Annotated in this window: 13 protein-coding genes; 3 read left to right on the top strand and 10 right to left on the bottom strand. The window is 57.1% G+C overall.

Going from position 1 to position 14,498, the window contains the following annotated elements; all coding sequences use genetic code 11:
* Nucleotides 1-60: 60 nt before the first annotated feature.
* From BM395_RS15045 to ybaK, 6 genes are all read right to left on the bottom strand, one after another.
* A complete protein-coding gene (locus tag BM395_RS15045; protein WP_090513235.1) occupies nucleotides 61-1,347 on the bottom strand; it encodes a Wzz/FepE/Etk N-terminal domain-containing protein in 1,287 nt (428 codons plus the stop codon).
* 315 nt (nucleotides 1,348-1,662) lie between these two features.
* Nucleotides 1,663-2,202: a DUF2058 domain-containing protein gene (locus BM395_RS15050; protein ID WP_069901599.1), complete on the bottom strand. Its 540-nt coding sequence runs from the start codon at nucleotides 2,200-2,202 to the stop codon at nucleotides 1,663-1,665.
* 65 nt (nucleotides 2,203-2,267) lie between these two features.
* Nucleotides 2,268-3,104: a nucleoside triphosphate pyrophosphohydrolase gene (gene mazG, locus BM395_RS15055; RefSeq protein ID WP_090513237.1), complete on the bottom strand. Its 837-nt coding sequence runs from the start codon at nucleotides 3,102-3,104 to the stop codon at nucleotides 2,268-2,270.
* 29 nt (nucleotides 3,105-3,133) lie between these two features.
* Entirely contained in the window at nucleotides 3,134-3,931 is a 798-nt protein-coding gene (locus BM395_RS15060; protein WP_090513240.1) for a substrate-binding periplasmic protein, read from the bottom strand.
* Nucleotides 3,932-3,967: 36 nt separating this feature from the next.
* Nucleotides 3,968-5,458 (bottom strand): glycerol kinase GlpK, encoded by a 1,491-nt coding sequence (glpK, locus tag BM395_RS15065; protein WP_090513574.1) that lies wholly within the window; start codon nucleotides 5,456-5,458, stop codon nucleotides 3,968-3,970.
* 42 nt (nucleotides 5,459-5,500) lie between these two features.
* Nucleotides 5,501-5,971 (bottom strand): Cys-tRNA(Pro) deacylase, encoded by a 471-nt coding sequence (ybaK, locus tag BM395_RS15070; RefSeq protein WP_090513242.1) that lies wholly within the window; start codon nucleotides 5,969-5,971, stop codon nucleotides 5,501-5,503.
* A 139-nt stretch (nucleotides 5,972-6,110) separates the two neighbouring features.
* Here ybaK and BM395_RS15075 point away from each other — a divergent pair, with 139 nt between their 5' ends.
* Both BM395_RS15075 and glpD read left to right on the top strand, forming a co-directional pair.
* Nucleotides 6,111-6,866 (top strand): DeoR/GlpR family DNA-binding transcription regulator, encoded by a 756-nt coding sequence (locus tag BM395_RS15075; RefSeq protein WP_090513245.1) that lies wholly within the window; start codon nucleotides 6,111-6,113, stop codon nucleotides 6,864-6,866.
* Nucleotides 6,867-6,981: 115 nt separating this feature from the next.
* A complete protein-coding gene (glpD, locus tag BM395_RS15080; protein ID WP_090513248.1) occupies nucleotides 6,982-8,523 on the top strand; it encodes a glycerol-3-phosphate dehydrogenase in 1,542 nt (513 codons plus the stop codon).
* A 17-nt stretch (nucleotides 8,524-8,540) separates the two neighbouring features.
* On the opposite strand, the gene BM395_RS15085 is transcribed toward glpD, so the two are convergent.
* On the bottom strand, nucleotides 8,541-9,536 hold the full coding sequence (locus BM395_RS15085; protein WP_090513251.1) for an alpha/beta fold hydrolase: 996 nt from the start codon (nucleotides 9,534-9,536) through the stop codon (nucleotides 8,541-8,543).
* 159 nt (nucleotides 9,537-9,695) lie between these two features.
* Entirely contained in the window at nucleotides 9,696-11,999 is a 2,304-nt protein-coding gene (gene metE / locus BM395_RS15090) for a 5-methyltetrahydropteroyltriglutamate--homocysteine S-methyltransferase (RefSeq protein WP_090513254.1), read from the bottom strand.
* Nucleotides 12,000-12,156: 157 nt separating this feature from the next.
* Between metE and metR the strand changes: the two genes are divergently transcribed.
* Nucleotides 12,157-13,074, top strand: coding sequence for a transcriptional regulator MetR (gene metR / locus BM395_RS15095; RefSeq protein ID WP_090513256.1), 918 nt, complete (start codon nucleotides 12,157-12,159; stop codon nucleotides 13,072-13,074).
* 163 nt (nucleotides 13,075-13,237) lie between these two features.
* Here the strand turns inward: metR and BM395_RS15100 are convergent, their stop codons facing one another.
* Complete coding sequence (locus BM395_RS15100) at nucleotides 13,238-13,651, bottom strand: VOC family protein (protein ID WP_170860606.1); 414 nt, start codon at nucleotides 13,649-13,651, stop codon at nucleotides 13,238-13,240.
* 52 nt (nucleotides 13,652-13,703) lie between these two features.
* The gene (locus BM395_RS15105) at nucleotides 13,704-14,405 is read right to left on the bottom strand and encodes a class I SAM-dependent methyltransferase (protein WP_090513261.1); all 702 of its coding nucleotides are present in this window, start codon (nucleotides 14,403-14,405) and stop codon (nucleotides 13,704-13,706) included.
* Nucleotides 14,406-14,498 lie beyond the last annotated feature (93 nt).

Below are 14,498 nucleotides of genomic sequence, written 5' to 3' on the forward strand. Positions count from 1 at the left end.
CGCCCGGTTTTTTAATGCCTGAAACTTGAATCTGAAATGGTGTGATACCCGCAAAAAGCACTATCTGGGTGTTCGGCTTGCGGCTGTGTTTGCCATCATCACCCTTATCAGCGCAATGAAACCACCCAAAAACGCCCCTAACACTAACCCCAATGTGACGATCAACAGCTTCTTGGGCTTGATCGGTGCAAGCGGCTCGATGGCTGGCTGGTCAACAATGACCAAGTCTTGCAACAGCAATTCCGGTTTCAGTTCGGTTAAGAATGAGATTTCCTCGTTCCACTTGGCCAGCTTCTCCAGGAACAGATCATCATTATCACGCTTGAGCAGCGCCTCAACCTGACGGTTTTCCTTGAGCATCCGCAACTTCATTTCAATCTCACCAATACGCTCCCCGGTAAAATCATCGGATTCACGCAGGCTCAATGCTTCACGCTCAGCGCTAAGGGCTTCTGTACCCATGAAATACAACGGAATCCGTTGATTATTGACTTCGGTGCGGATCGTATTGCCCTGCGACTGATGACTTTCATCGCCCATGGATGAGGGCGTGGCGGGTTTATGTATGCCCAGCTTCTCAGCGATCATGATGGCTTCGCTGAGCTGCTTGATACGATTCTCACGCTTGAGATTTAACTCCTGACGCACGCTTGCCAATTCATCATTCAAATTGGCGCGCATGATGCTGTCAGCCTCCAATAACTCGGCAACCTTCGACTGTTTGGTTGTTTCATAGCCTTTTCGCGCAGAAACGATTTTACTTTGCAGCTTATTCAGGCGGTTTGCGATCAGCGTATTAATCTCCGACGCAATGCGCTTACGCACATCGGCGGTTGCAAAGCTGATCATGCCATTGACCACAGCCGGCCCATCCACGCCTTGTGGGTAGACGAAACTCAAGCCGACATAGTTGAACAACGAATCAGGCTTTTTTAAATCCGGCTTGAGTATCTTAAATGCAGTTTTATTCAACTGTTGAAAAGCCTGCTCCAGCGACTCACCTGGCCGCTCAACCGCTTTGAAAAGCCCAGGGTTTTCCTGGAAAAACGCATAGCGAGTGGAATATGACTCTAGCGCTCCACCTATACGCTTGAGCACTTGATCGCGATCAATTTCATGTACACCGGTGAGATTGAGTTGATCGAAGCTTTTGAGGGACGCAGCTTTAAGCACACTCTGCGTCTGATAATAAGGCGTGGCTATCTGTACATAAGCAACCGCAGCCAACCCAACCAACCCCATAACGCCGAGAATGATCAGGCGTTGTTTCCATAGATCCTGGACCAGGGTGACTAAATCAATTTCATCGTTTTTATATTCAACATCCTGGCCTGCATTAGCACTCATAAAGCTTCCATACTGTAAGTGACGTAGACATCCTGATCTACAAAGCCTGAGGCAGGATCAGCAATCGCTGATACAAGACACCGAGCCGTCAGGAGACGCCACAAAACATATAGCTAATACTGTTATTCAGCCCGCATAAAAGCTGCTTTTCCGTATGGAAAAATAACTACTAGCAGCTTTCAATACTAAGGGCTGGCAGGGCCACGCTGCGCATAAAATCACTGCCGCAAGCGGTGTCACCCCCAAAAAAACACCCCGCACGAAATTGAAATTCGTGCGGGGTGTTTTAACCTCAAGCGCTGATTTAGCGCAGGGTCACCACATCAGGTCATCCGGGACTTGATAGGCCGCGTAAGGATCATCGGCGTCTGGTGCTTCGGTTGGGGTGTTGAGCAGGATAATTCGATGCGGGTCGCGCTCCTGAATTTTCAGGGCGGCTTCGCGCGGGATCACTTCATAGCCGCCACCATGGGTGACGATAGCCAGCGAGCCGCTGCTGAGTTTGTTGCGCATCAGTTCATTTACCGAAATACGTTTTACCTTTTTGTTATCAACAAAATTGTAATAGTCCTCGGTTGTCAGCTTCGGCAGGCGCGACACTTCGATCAATTGCTTGACCTGCGCGGCCTTGGCCTTTTGCTCGGCCTTTTCTTTCTGCTGGCGATTCAGCTCCTGATCGCGAGCCAGCTTTTCCGCTGCAGCCTGCTGGGCGGCAAGCTGCTGAGTCTGGTCTTTTTCTACCTGACCTTTATGCTCCATGCGCTTTTGCTTTTGCTGCTGTTTGCTGACCTGCTTGGCCTGCTTCTCATTGACCAGACCGGCTTTGAGCAACTGGTCGCGTAGTGATAGAGCCATAACCTTCCCATACTCACAATCATTTGATGCGCAGTGACTCGCCACGCGCACCTGCAAAATTCAACTTAACAAGCGGAGGCAGAACCCAGCTTTTCGAGTTTCTTGGCCTCGCCCCAAAGTGCATCCAACTCTTCCAGATCGCAATTTTCAATGGCGCGGCCGGTTTCGCGCAATGCCTGTTCGATGAAACGAAAGCGTCTCTCGAACTTGTTGTTGGCCGCACGCAAAGCCGACTCAGGCTCAACTTTAAGGTGTCGGGCCAGGTTGGTCACGACAAAAAGCAAATCGCCTATTTCTTCGGCAATCGCATCCGGATCATTTTCGCTCATTGCCTCCAGTACTTCATCCAGCTCCTCGCGCACTTTATCCACCACAGGCAATGCCTCGGGCCAGTCGAAACCCACCTGCGCCGCGCGCTTTTGCAGTTTGGCTGCGCGGGTTAGCGCAGGCATTGCCGCTGGCACGTCATCGAGCAATGAGAGCTGTTGCGGCTCACTGGCACGCTCGGCGCGCTCCTCGGCCTTGATCTGCTCCCAGCGCTGTTTCACCTCAACGTCGCTTAACGTCACCGAGCCGGGTGTTGCATACAGATCGCCATCGGGGAACACATGCGGATGACGGCGCACCAGCTTGCGGGTAATCGAGTCGACGACATCGGCAAAGCCAAAGCGCCCTTCTTCGCCTGCCAACTGGCAGTAATAAACCACCTGAAACAGCAGATCACCCAATTCGCCGGGCAAGTGCTCGAAGTCAGCGGACTCAATCGCATCGGCGACTTCATAAGCTTCTTCAAGGGTGTGCGGCACAATGCTTGTGTACGACTGCTGCAAATCCCACGGGCAACCATGCTGCGGGTCGCGCAGACGGGCCATGAGGTGAAGCAAGTCAGTTAGTTGATACATCGGTAACTCCGTCATACGGCAAAGGGCTTTCAGCGCGGAAGGTGCGTACTCAGCGGTTGCAATCCGTAGCGCGACAACAAACGAGTCATACGACCGTCGCGCTGGAAACGCTGTAAACCGGCTTCAAAAATATCACGGTAGCGCTTGCTCGACTCCAGGGCTGGCGAAAATGCCAGATAAATGGGCAGCGAATTTGTCCGACAACCGACCTCTTGCAGTTGCTCATCTGCAGCTCTGTGACTGAGGTAATACGCCATGACCCAACTGTTCTCAATCGTGGCATCGATGCGGCCCATGCGCACTTTATCGACATTGATGGCCAAGGCGTTGTCACCCGAGGCGAGCTGGACTTTGCGCGAGTCTTGCTGATGGCTATGGATATAGCTGTCCAGCTCAGCGCCGTAGCTGTAGCTGTTAATGGCGCCGAACGAAATCGACGCCAATGACTCGACGCCGCCATAACGCCAGGCATTGTCGGAGCGGGAGAAAAAGCACATTTGAGAAATGCCGGGGGCGGTTGCGGTGAACACAAAGCCGGGGGCATCTTCAACGCCCGCACCAATCAGCGCGTTGAGCTTACCGCGACGCGTGTCGTGCACGGCACGGGCCCAGTTGATCACCCGGTATTCGACTTGAATTCCGGATTCGGCAAAAATCTGCTGCGCCAACTCGACAAACAGTCCGGGCTGTTCGGCATTTTTAGGGCAGTTGATCGGACACCAAACATCACCCGCGATAACCAGCTTCTCCGGGGCCTCGTCAGCATACGCAGCGCTGCTTAGCAGCAAACCCAACGCCCAGCCGAGGCGAACGGCAGAACGTGTCATCAGCGGTGTTTGTCCATGCTTGGCTAATCCACTCAGTCAAAGGGGCTCGCTGCGCACACGGCCTACCGCGTCCAGCCAACCTTTATACAAGCGTTCACGGTGTTCGAGGCTGATTGTGGAGGCGAAACGTTGCTGACAATTCCAGTGTTCAGCAATTTCTTCCAGGCTGCTGTGGACGCCCGCCTGCAAACCTGCCAGATATGCCACGCCCAACGCCGTGGTTTCGGTAACCTGCGGGCGCTCGACAGTCACACCAAGGATATTGGCGAGGAACTGCATCAGCCAATTATTTTCGACCATGCCGCCATCAACACGCAACGCACTTGGCGCAGCGGCGCCGTCCTGACGCATGGCCACAAGCAGATCCAGGGTTTGATAGCACACCGATTGCAAACCGGCGGTGACAATCTCTTTGATCCCGGTATCACGCGTCAGGCCGAAAATTGCCCCCCGCGCTTTCGGGTCCCAGTACGGCGCGCCCAAACCGGTGAAGGCTGGCACCAGATACACGCCGCACGCATCGCCAGTCTGCTCGGCCAGCGCTTCACTCTCGCGGGCATGACTGATCAGCTTGATTCCGTCGCGCAACCACTGCACGGCTGCGCCCGCGACAAAAATACTGCCCTCGACCGCATAAGTGACCTTGCCATCGAGGCGGTAGCCAACCGTGGTCAGCAATCGATGCTGTGATGACACGGCCGTGTCGCCGGTGTTCTGAATCATGAAACAGCCGGTACCGTAAGTGCTCTTGATCATGCCCGGTTTGAAGCACGCCTGACCGAACAACGCTGCCTGTTGATCACCGGCAACCCCGTAAACCGGAATGGCGGCGCCGAATAACCCGGCCTCGGTATTGCCAAAATCAGCGGCGCAATCCAGCACTTCCGGGAGCATATTGCGCGGGATGTCGAACAGCGCCAGCAGGTCTTCGTCCCACTGCTGGGTGTGAATATTGAACAACATGGTGCGCGACGCATTGGTCGCGTCGGTCTTGTGCGACTTGCCGCCTGTGAGATGCCACAGCAGGAAACTGTCCACCGTGCCGAAACGCAACTCGCCGCGTTCTGCCCGCTCACGCGCACCGGGGACGTGCTGCAAAATCCAGCGCAACTTGGTCGCGGAAAAATACGGATCGATCAGCAAACCGGAAGCTGCCGCCACCATGGGTTCATGCCCGGCCTCTTTCAGTTCGGCGCAATAATCCGCCGTGCGCCGGTCTTGCCAGACAATCGCCGGATAGATCGCCTGACCATTTTCAGCGTCCCAGACCAGTGTGGTTTCACGCTGGTTGGTAATGCCGATGGCAACGATATCCGCCGCTTCAACGCCGCCTTGCGAGAGTGCCTTGCGACAAACATCCAGCGTGGTTTGCCAGAGCGCCTGCGGGTCATGTTCGACCCAGCCATCCTCAGGGAAGTATTGTTTGAACTCCTCCTGTGCACTGGCAACGGCCTTGCCCTGCTTGCTGAAAACAATGGCGCGACTGCTGGTCGTGCCCTGATCGATGGCTAGCAGGTACTCAGGCATGTTCATCCCTTATTGTGATTGTTGCAGCGCCAAACGCGCGTCTTACTCGCGGCCAATACTGGCGAATGCGGCCTGCGTGTGTAGCGCGAGAACGGCAGCGGCCAACTCAACCTCAAGTCCACGCCGCCCAGCACTGACATAGATGCTCGGATAATCCTGCGCGGTCTGATCGATAAATGTGCGCAGGCGTTTCTTTTGCCCCAGCGGGCTAATGCCGCCCAGTAAATAACCGGTTGCCCGTTGCGCCGCTTGCGGGTCCGCCATGTCGGCCTTTTTAACGCCAGCGGCATGCGCCAAGGCTTTCAAATCGAGGCTACCCGCCACCGGCACGACAGCAACCAGCAACTCGCCCTTTTCACTGGCGGCCAGTAGCGTCTTGAATACCCGTTCCGGCTGCAGGCCAAGCTTTTCAGCTGCCTCAAGCCCATAAGAGGCCGCTTTGGGGTCGTGCTGATAGCTGTGAACCGTGTGCGCGGCCTTGGCCTTTTTCAGGAGATCTATAGCTGGAGTCATGTTCGATTGTGAAAAAGTAAGCTGAAGTATGCTTACATTAGGGTCTGATACGGTTTTAGTGCAAGCCGATATGCAAGCTTCGTGAGGCTGAAATCAGTTTGCAGCCGCCCACAGTGATGCGATCCGAGGGATCATGCGAATGAGTCTGACGCCCCGTCAAAGCGAGATACTCAGGATTACTCAGGCGCAAGGCTACGCCAGCATTGATGAGCTGAGCCAAGCGGTTAGCGTGACCCCGCAAACCATCCGCCGCGACATCAATCACCTGGCAACGCTGGGCCTTTTGCGGCGCACCCACGGCGGCGCAGCCAGTGAAGCCTCAAGTACCGAGAACACGGCGTACACCATGCGCGCCCAGCAGATGCGCGACGAGAAACGTCAGATCGGCGAAGCCCTCGCCGCGCATATTCCCGACCACTGCTCGCTGTTCATCAATATTGGCACCACCACCGAAGCAGTTGCGCGGGCGTTACTCAAACACAAGGGTTTGAAAGTTATTACCAACAACCTGCACGTCGCGGCCCTGATGAGCTGCAAGCCGGATTTCGAAGTGTTGCTGGCCGGAGGAACAGTGCGCGCGGACGGCGGGGTTGTCGGGCAAGCCACCGTGGATTTCATCCGCCAGTTCAAGGTCGATTACGCCCTGGTTGGAATCAGCGGGATTGATCATGACGGCAGTCTGTTGGACTTCGATTACGAGGAAGTGCGCGCCTCGCAAGCCATTATCAACAATGCAAGACAGGTGTATCTGGCTGCCGACTCCAGCAAGTTCGGACGCAATGCGCTGGTGCGCCTCGGCGGAATAGAACTGCTGGACCGGATATTCACCGACGCCAAGCCCAATACCGAACTAATGAAACGCCTCAAAGCGCAGAACGTACAGGTTGATTGGTAACCATCTTCTGGTATGTATGGGGTTCTGACGGCTGGCCTGGTTAATCACAGAGGGTTCAACTAGGCTAAGTTCGAAAGTGAACATTTAAAGTTCGATTTCGACCACAGGTGTTGCCATGCTCCCGCATTCTCAGCCTCATCCTCCTTTTGCCGAGGTCTACGATCTGGCGGTAATCGGCGGCGGTATCAATGGCGCCGGCATTGCTGCTGATGCAGCGGGCCGCGGGCTGAGCGTTTTTCTGTGCGAGAAAGACGACCTTGGCGAGCACACCTCCTCGGCCAGCAGCAAACTGATCCACGGCGGCCTGCGCTACCTTGAGCACTACGAATTCCGACTGGTGCGTGAAGCGCTGGCGGAGCGTGAGGTGTTATTGGCCAAGGCGCCACATATCATAAAACCCATGCGCTTCATCTTGCCGCACCGGCCTCACCTGCGGCCCGCATGGATGATTCGCGCCGGTTTGTTTCTGTACGACCATCTGGGCAAGCGAGAGAAACTGGCAGGCTCGAAAGGCCTGCGCTTCGGTAGCCAAAGCCCGCTTAAAAACACCATCAAACGCGGCTTTGAATACTCCGATTGTTGGGTCGATGACGCCCGCCTGGTCGTTCTCAACGCACTGGACGCCCACGAGCATGGCGCGCATGTGCACACTCAAACCCGTTGCATCAGCGCCCGGCGCACCCGCGGTGTATGGCACATTCACCTGGAACGCAAAGACGGCACGCTGTTTGCGATTCGTGCGCGCGCGCTGGTCAATGCCGCCGGCCCCTGGGTTGCGAAAGTGTTGAGTGAAGAACTGAAACAGCAATCGCCTTACGGTATTCGCCTGATCAAGGGCAGCCACATAATTGTCGAGCGCCAGTTCGAGGGTGATCAGGCCTACATCCTGCAAAATGAAGACCGTCGTATCGTCTTCGCCATTCCGTATCTGGGTGCATTCACGATGATCGGCACCACCGATGAGGAATATCACGGTGACGCCAACCATGTGAGCATCAGCCCCAGCGAGACTCAGTATTTACTGGACGTGGTGAATGATCACTTCAAGCGCCAACTAAGCCCGGAGGACATTCTGCACAGCTTCTCCGGCGTGCGGCCGCTGTGCGATGACGAGTCGGATGACCCTTCCGCTGTCACCCGTGACTACACGCTGTCGATATCGGGCAATCCCGGTGAGGCGCCGTTGCTGTCGGTGTTTGGCGGTAAGCTCACGACCTACCGGCGACTCGCCGAATCGGCGCTGGAGTTACTCGCGCCGTTCTTCCCCAAGGCTGGCCCCGAATGGACCGCCAAGCACCCGCTGCCGGGCGCTGAAAACATCACAGACGCCAACGAACTGGGTGAACAATTGCACCGTGAGCACGAATGGCTGCCCATCGCAGTGGCCCAGCGCTGGGCGCACAGTTACGGCAGCCGGAGTTACTCACTGTTGAGTAATACCCAAAACATTCGCGATCTCGGCCAGCATTTTGGAGCCGGGTTGTATCAACGCGAAGTGGACTATTTGTGCGAGCACGAATGGGCTATCACCGCGCCAGACATTCTCTGGCGCCGCAGCAAACTGCAACTGTTCATGAGCCCGCAAGAGCAAGCGCAACTGAGCGCCTACCTTGAGGCCAAGCTGGCAGTCGCCGCCGAAAGCGCGCTGATCAGCTAAGGCGTCGCGAACGATGTTTAGAGATTGGCCAGGTGATCGTCTTCCATGCGTTGCTCTTGCAGATACGGGAGCACCGCCGACAACAGCGGCGCCTTGAAAGCCTCCTGAAAGCGGTGCGCAAGCCCTGGAATCAGACGCAACTGACTGCCCTTGATATGCGCAGCAACATGCACACCATGCATCACCGGCAGCAGCGGATCGGCAGTGCCATGCACCACCAGCGTTGGCACCTGAAGTTTGTTGAGCATGTCCACGCGGCTCGGCTCGGCCAGAATCGCCAGTATTTGCCGCTCGACACCTTGCGGATTGAACGCACGGTCGTAAGAAACCTGCGCTTCGTGCAATAACGCCTGACGATCATCAGTCACCGACGGGCTGCCCAAGGCTGCGAGTAAATCCGCCTGCTGCTCCAGCGCGGCCTCGCGATTGGGCGCTTCACGGCGCGCCAGTAATTCGAGTAACTTCGCGCTGGGTGCCGGTAATCCCGCCGCGCCAGTGCTGGTCATAATCAGGGTCAGGCTCTCGACCCGTTGCGGCGCTATATCAGCCAGATGTTGAGCGATCATGCCGCCCATGCTCGCACCCAGCACATGGAAGCGCTTAACCCCGATGGCATCCATCAGGCCCAGTGCATCGCCGGCCATGTCACGCAGACTGTAAGGTGACGCCACTGTCAGACCCAACCGATAGCGCAATGCCTCGTAGGCCAGATTAATGTCCGGCGCTGGCTGACCAATCCAGGCACTCAAACCGACATCGCGATTGTCAAAACGGATCACCCGAAAGCCTTGTTCACAAAGCGGTTTTACCACTTCATCGGGCCAGTGGATCAACTGCCCACCCAGGCCCATTACCAACAGCAAAACCGGATCACGCTCGCGACCAATGCTCTGATAGGCAAGGCGCACATCACCGACATCGACCATCTCGGTCGGCACGCTGGTATTGCAACGGTCTGCTGCCTGAACTGAAAAGCCGCAAAAGAGTGCGACCAGAAAAAATACAACACGCATAAAACACCCGAAACGCAGAACCCCATTAGGACGCGAGTTTGATGTTATTCAGGCGAGCGCGCTGCCACACTTCGATGACACTTTAATGAACCCTGCCCAGCGGTCATCGCTTAAACCGAAAAAACCCGCCCAACCGTTAAACGGCGGGCGGGTTTGGGCTTAAGCGCTCAGCGCCGCCCGCAGTTGCCGGGCAGCGGAGACCATGTTGATCAGCGCGGCTTCGGTTTCGGGCCAGGCGCGGGTTTTAAGGCCGCAGTCCGGGTTTACCCACAGGCGCTCGGCGGGAATGCGTTTCACCGCCTTGCTCATGAGTTTGATCATCTCGCGGCTGTCGGGCACGCGCGGCGAGTGAATGTCATACACGCCGGGGCCAATGTCATTGGGATAGGCGAACGCCTCGAACGCATCCAGCAACTCCATGTCGGAACGCGAGGTTTCGATGGTGATGACATCCGCGTCCATGGCCGCAATCGACTCGATTACGTCATTGAACTCGCTGTAGCACATGTGGGTGTGAATCTGCGTTTCGTCACGCACACCCGAAGCGCACAGGCGAAATGCCTCGGTGGCCCAATCGAGGTAGCCTTGCCACGCAGCCTTGCGCAGCGGCAAGCCTTCACGGAAGGCCGCCTCATCGATCTGCACGATGCGAATGCCTGCCGCTTCCAGATCTACAACCTCATCGCGAATGGCCAGTGCCAACTGCCTGGCCTGCACTTCACGGCTGACATCCTCGCGCGGGAACGACCACATCAGCATGGTGACCGGGCCGGTGAGCATGCCTTTCATCACCTTGTTGGTAAGCCCTTGGGCGTAGCGAATCCAGTCCACGGTCATCGGCTGCGGACGGCTCAGATCTGCGACAATGATTGCAGGCTTCACGCAGCGCGAGCCGTAGCTTTGCACCCAACCGAAGCGGGTAAATGCGTAGCCATCGATTTGCTCGGCAAAGTACTCGACCATGTCGTTGCGCTCGGCTTCACCGTGCACCAGCACATCCAGCCCGAGGTTTTCCTGAATCGTCACGGCGTGGCGGATTTCGCTGTACATGGCCTCGGTATAGTCACTGCGCGAAAGCTTGCCCTGCTTGAATGCCTGACGCGCCAGGCGAATCGCCGGGGTCTGCGGGAACGAGCCAATGGTTGTGGTCGGGAACGCAGGCAATTGCAAGCGGCTGCGCTGCAGCTCGATACGCTCGGAAAACGCCGAAGTACGCTGGCTGTCGGCGGCGGTGATGGCAGCGAGACGCTGATGCACAGCCTCTTTATGGATACGTGTCGAACTGGCGCGACTGCGCTGAATCTCGGCGCTGTGCTCAAGCACACGGATAACTTCAGGCGATTGCGGGTTGTTCAGGGCCTTGGTCAGAACCGCAATCTCTGCACATTTTTGCACGGCAAACGCCAGCCAGCCTTTCAGCTCATCATCGAGTTGGTCTTCACGACGCAGATCGACCGGGCTGTGCAGCAACGAGCAAGAGCCAGCCACCCAAAGATTGCCTGCGAAGCGCTGTTCAGCCTGCTGCAATTGCGACAAGGCAGCCTCAAGGTCACAGCCCCAGACGTTGCGACCGTTAACCACGCCCAGCGACAGCACTTTATAGGCTGGCAGACGATCGAGCAGCATCGGCAATTGCTCTGGCGCGCGCACCAGATCGACGTGCAAGCCATCAACCGGCAAGTTGACTGCCAGGCCGAGGTTGTCTTCAAGGCCGCTGAAGTAGCAGGCCACCAGCTTTTTAAGCGGCGCGTGCTGGATCAGGTTGTAGGCGCGTTCGAAGGCGTTCTTCCAGTCCTGCGGCAAATCGAGGCCCAGAATCGGCTCGTCGATCTGCACCCACTCCACGCCCTGAGCGGCCAGACGCGTGAGAATTTCACCGTACAGCGGCAGCAATCTGTCGAGCAGCTCAAGCTTGTCGAATGCCTCGCCCTTGGCCTTGCCCAGCCACAGATACGTTAACGGACCAATGACCACCGGCTTGACCTTGTGGCCCAGCGCATGGGCTTCGTCCACTTCCTCAAACAGCTGCTCCCAACTCAGTTGGAATTGCTGATCGGCAGTGAATTCCGGCACCAGATAGTGATAGTTGGTGTCGAACCATTTGGTCATTTCAAGCGCATGTCCGGCGCTGTCATGCTGGCCGCAGCAGCGCTGGCTCACACCACGCGCCATGGCGAACAAGGTGTCGAGACCCGGCGCGCCCGATTGCGGCTTGAAGCGCTGAGGAATAACCCCGAAGCTCAGCGAATGAGTCAGTACCTGGTCGTACCAGGCGAAGTCGCCGACGGGCAGCAGGTCTAACCCGGCGTCTTGTTGCAGCTGCCAATGCGCGGCGCGCAATTGTTTGCCGGCCAGGCGCAGGCCAGCTTCGTCCAGTTCACCCTTCCAATGGGCCTCCAGGGCTTTTTTTAACTCTCGGTCAGCACCGATGCGCGGAAATCCGAGGGAATGTGACACGGCCATGTTTAAACGCTCCTGTGTAAGTGATGGCGCTATTGTCGACAAGGCTCCCTCATGAAACAAACTCAAGATATTCGTTTTCATCTGTAATATTATTCATGATTGTATCAATCGCTATTGCGCCACCCGTTCGCTCACCCGCTTTACTGCCGAGGCCACCATGCTTGAATTACGCCACTTGAAAACCCTGCACGCGCTGCGCGAATGCGACAGCCTGGTGGAGGCTGCCGAGCGCTTGCACCTCACTCAGTCGGCGCTTTCGCATCAGTTCAAGGAGCTGGAAGAACGCCTCGGTATGCAACTGTTCGTGCGCAAGACCAAGCCGGTGCGCTTTACCAGCGCCGGTCTGCGTTTACTGCAATTGTCCGACGCGGTGTTGCCCATGCTGCGCAGCGCCGAGCGCGACTTGTCGCGACTGGCCGGCGGCACGGCAGGCCGCCTGCACATGGCGATTGAATGCCACAGTTGCTTTCAGTGGCTGATGCCAACCATCGACCAGTTCCGCGATGCCTGGCCGGAAGTTGAACTGGACCTGGCCTCCGGCTTCTCGTTCGCCCCTTTACCGGCGCTGGCCCGTGGCGATCTCGATCTGGTTGTAACGTCCGACCCGCTGGAGTTGGCTGGGATTACCTACGTGCCGTTATTCACTTACGAGGCCATGCTCGCAGTCGCCAACCAGCATGCACTGGCGGGCAAGCCGTGCATCAACCCGCAAGACCTTGAGAACGAAACCCTGATCACCTACCCCGTCGAACGCGACCGGCTGGATATTTTCACCCGCTTTCTGGAGCCAGCAGACGTCGAGCCGGCGCAAGTGCGCACCTCGGAACTAACGGTGATGATGATGCAACTGGTCGCCAGCGGCCGGGGCGTTTGCGGCCTGCCCAATTGGGCCCTGCATGAATACAGCTCACGTGGCTACGTGACTGCCAAACGTCTGGGCGAAAAAGGCCTGTTTGCCACCCTGTACGCAGGGATCCGGACCGACATGCTCGATGCGCCCTTTATGCGCGACTTCCTGCTGACCGCCAAAGACACCTCGTTCTCCAACCTCGAAGGCGTCAGCGTCGCACGTTGATAGGTGGCGTCTGGTTCGAGGCTGTGTCGAAATCTGGGTGGTACGGCCAATGCGCGTGCGCACTGATGGATAAAGCGAGCGGGCAGCTTGTCCGGGCAGTGAATGCCCGTGCCGAGAATTGAAAAGCGGGTCTGAATCTGTGGATTTGGCTGCGGGCCGCTACTCACCTTGCCCACGGGTCATAAGTGCCAAAGCTCCAGACATGCCCTTCCGGATCGCGGCAAGTGAAACCCCTGCCGCCATAACCTTCATCCTTGATGTCGATAACGATTTCAGCACCCGCGGCCACCGCGCGGCGGTACAGCACATCCGCATCATCCACCAGCAGATACAGGCTTTGCGTGCAACCGCCTGCATGCTCGGGCGAGCGCATCAGCCGACCGTATTCCGAGTCCACCGTTGAGCCGAGCATCAGCATGCTGTTGCCCAGCGTGAGTTGTGCATGAGCAATGCCGCCGTGGCGATCGCTGACGACCAGATGCCGGGTAAAACCGAAGTTCTCACACAGCCAGTCGAGCGCAGCGGGGGCATCCCGATAACGTATGCAGGGAATCAAACAGCTCTGTTGCACCATCATTGCCTCCTCGTCCGCCGCAGTAGCTAAACACAAAACCGCTAATACTCTGCGCTCACTTGCCGTCGGCAGACTCAAGCAGGAGCAGCAGCGACGCCGGATGTTCACTGTCTGCAACCTGAGGTTGTCTTAACCAGTGTAGTTGCCAGCCGCTGCCGGCCAATAATTGCAGCCACGATTCGGTTGTTCGGTAGTACCACGGCATGGGCTGCACAAAACCACCGGCCAGGCTTGCGAATGTCTCAATCTGCCAACCGTCGCTATAGCCCCAGGCTGGCATTGCCGCTTTTGGATGCAAGGTCTGAATCAGCAACTTGCCCTGCTTCGCCGTCAGCCCGTGCAAGGCCTGTAACAAGGGGCCCAATTGTTCTTCGAGCAATGCAAAATTAGCCACCAGCAAATCAAAGCGGCCTAACTCGGGCATGCCCGCTGCAAGCTCGGCATAACTGCACAGCTGATAACGGCCAGTATTGGGATCTGCACGGCGCGCCGCCTCGATCAGGGCGGGCGAACCATCGATGCCGACCGCCTCAATGCCTTGCTGGCTCATCGCGCGGCACAGCCAACCTTCGCCGCACCCGATGTCGAGTGCGCGCTGCGGCTGCACTTCGCCAATAGCCAGAACAATTGCTGCATCGGTGGCCAAACGCCGGCTGGCAATGCGGTGCCCGCGCACCGCATCAGTCCACGCCTGCGCGTTGGCTTGCCAGCTCGTCTGCAACTGCAAGGGATAGTGTTCGCAAGGTTGTTTGGGCATTTATCCACCACCCAGCGCCAGGTTATTTTGCAGCTATTATTGGCTCATGGGTTGGCGGCTGCCACTGCTTAATGTGCTGGCTGAGCTGGCTGA

Origin of the sequence: Pseudomonas marincola (assembly GCF_900116605.1) — a bacterium.
Lineage (GTDB): Bacteria > Pseudomonadota > Gammaproteobacteria > Pseudomonadales > Pseudomonadaceae > Aquipseudomonas > Aquipseudomonas marincola.

Excerpts from the sequence above, each read along its gene's own strand:
- BM395_RS15045 (WP_090513235.1), bottom strand. The coding sequence starts at position 1,347 with ATGAGTGCTAATGCAGGCCAGGATGTTGAATATAAAAACGATGAAATT.
- BM395_RS15050 (WP_069901599.1), bottom strand. The coding sequence starts at position 2,202 with ATGGCTCTATCACTACGCGACCAGTTGCTCAAAGCCGGTCTGGTCAAT.
- mazG (WP_090513237.1), bottom strand. The coding sequence starts at position 3,104 with ATGTATCAACTAACTGACTTGCTTCACCTCATGGCCCGTCTGCGCGAC.
- BM395_RS15060 (WP_090513240.1), bottom strand. The coding sequence starts at position 3,931 with ATGACACGTTCTGCCGTTCGCCTCGGCTGGGCGTTGGGTTTGCTGCTA.
- glpK (WP_090513574.1), bottom strand. The coding sequence starts at position 5,458 with ATGCCTGAGTACCTGCTAGCCATCGATCAGGGCACGACCAGCAGTCGC.
- ybaK (WP_090513242.1), bottom strand. The coding sequence starts at position 5,971 with ATGACTCCAGCTATAGATCTCCTGAAAAAGGCCAAGGCCGCGCACACG.
- BM395_RS15075 (WP_090513245.1), top strand. The coding sequence starts at position 6,111 with ATGAGTCTGACGCCCCGTCAAAGCGAGATACTCAGGATTACTCAGGCG.
- glpD (WP_090513248.1), top strand. The coding sequence starts at position 6,982 with ATGCTCCCGCATTCTCAGCCTCATCCTCCTTTTGCCGAGGTCTACGAT.
- BM395_RS15085 (WP_090513251.1), bottom strand. The coding sequence starts at position 9,536 with ATGCGTGTTGTATTTTTTCTGGTCGCACTCTTTTGCGGCTTTTCAGTT.
- metE (WP_090513254.1), bottom strand. The coding sequence starts at position 11,999 with ATGGCCGTGTCACATTCCCTCGGATTTCCGCGCATCGGTGCTGACCGA.
- metR (WP_090513256.1), top strand. The coding sequence starts at position 12,157 with ATGCTTGAATTACGCCACTTGAAAACCCTGCACGCGCTGCGCGAATGC.
- BM395_RS15100 (WP_170860606.1), bottom strand. The coding sequence starts at position 13,651 with ATGATGGTGCAACAGAGCTGTTTGATTCCCTGCATACGTTATCGGGAT.
- BM395_RS15105 (WP_090513261.1), bottom strand. The coding sequence starts at position 14,405 with ATGCCCAAACAACCTTGCGAACACTATCCCTTGCAGTTGCAGACGAGC.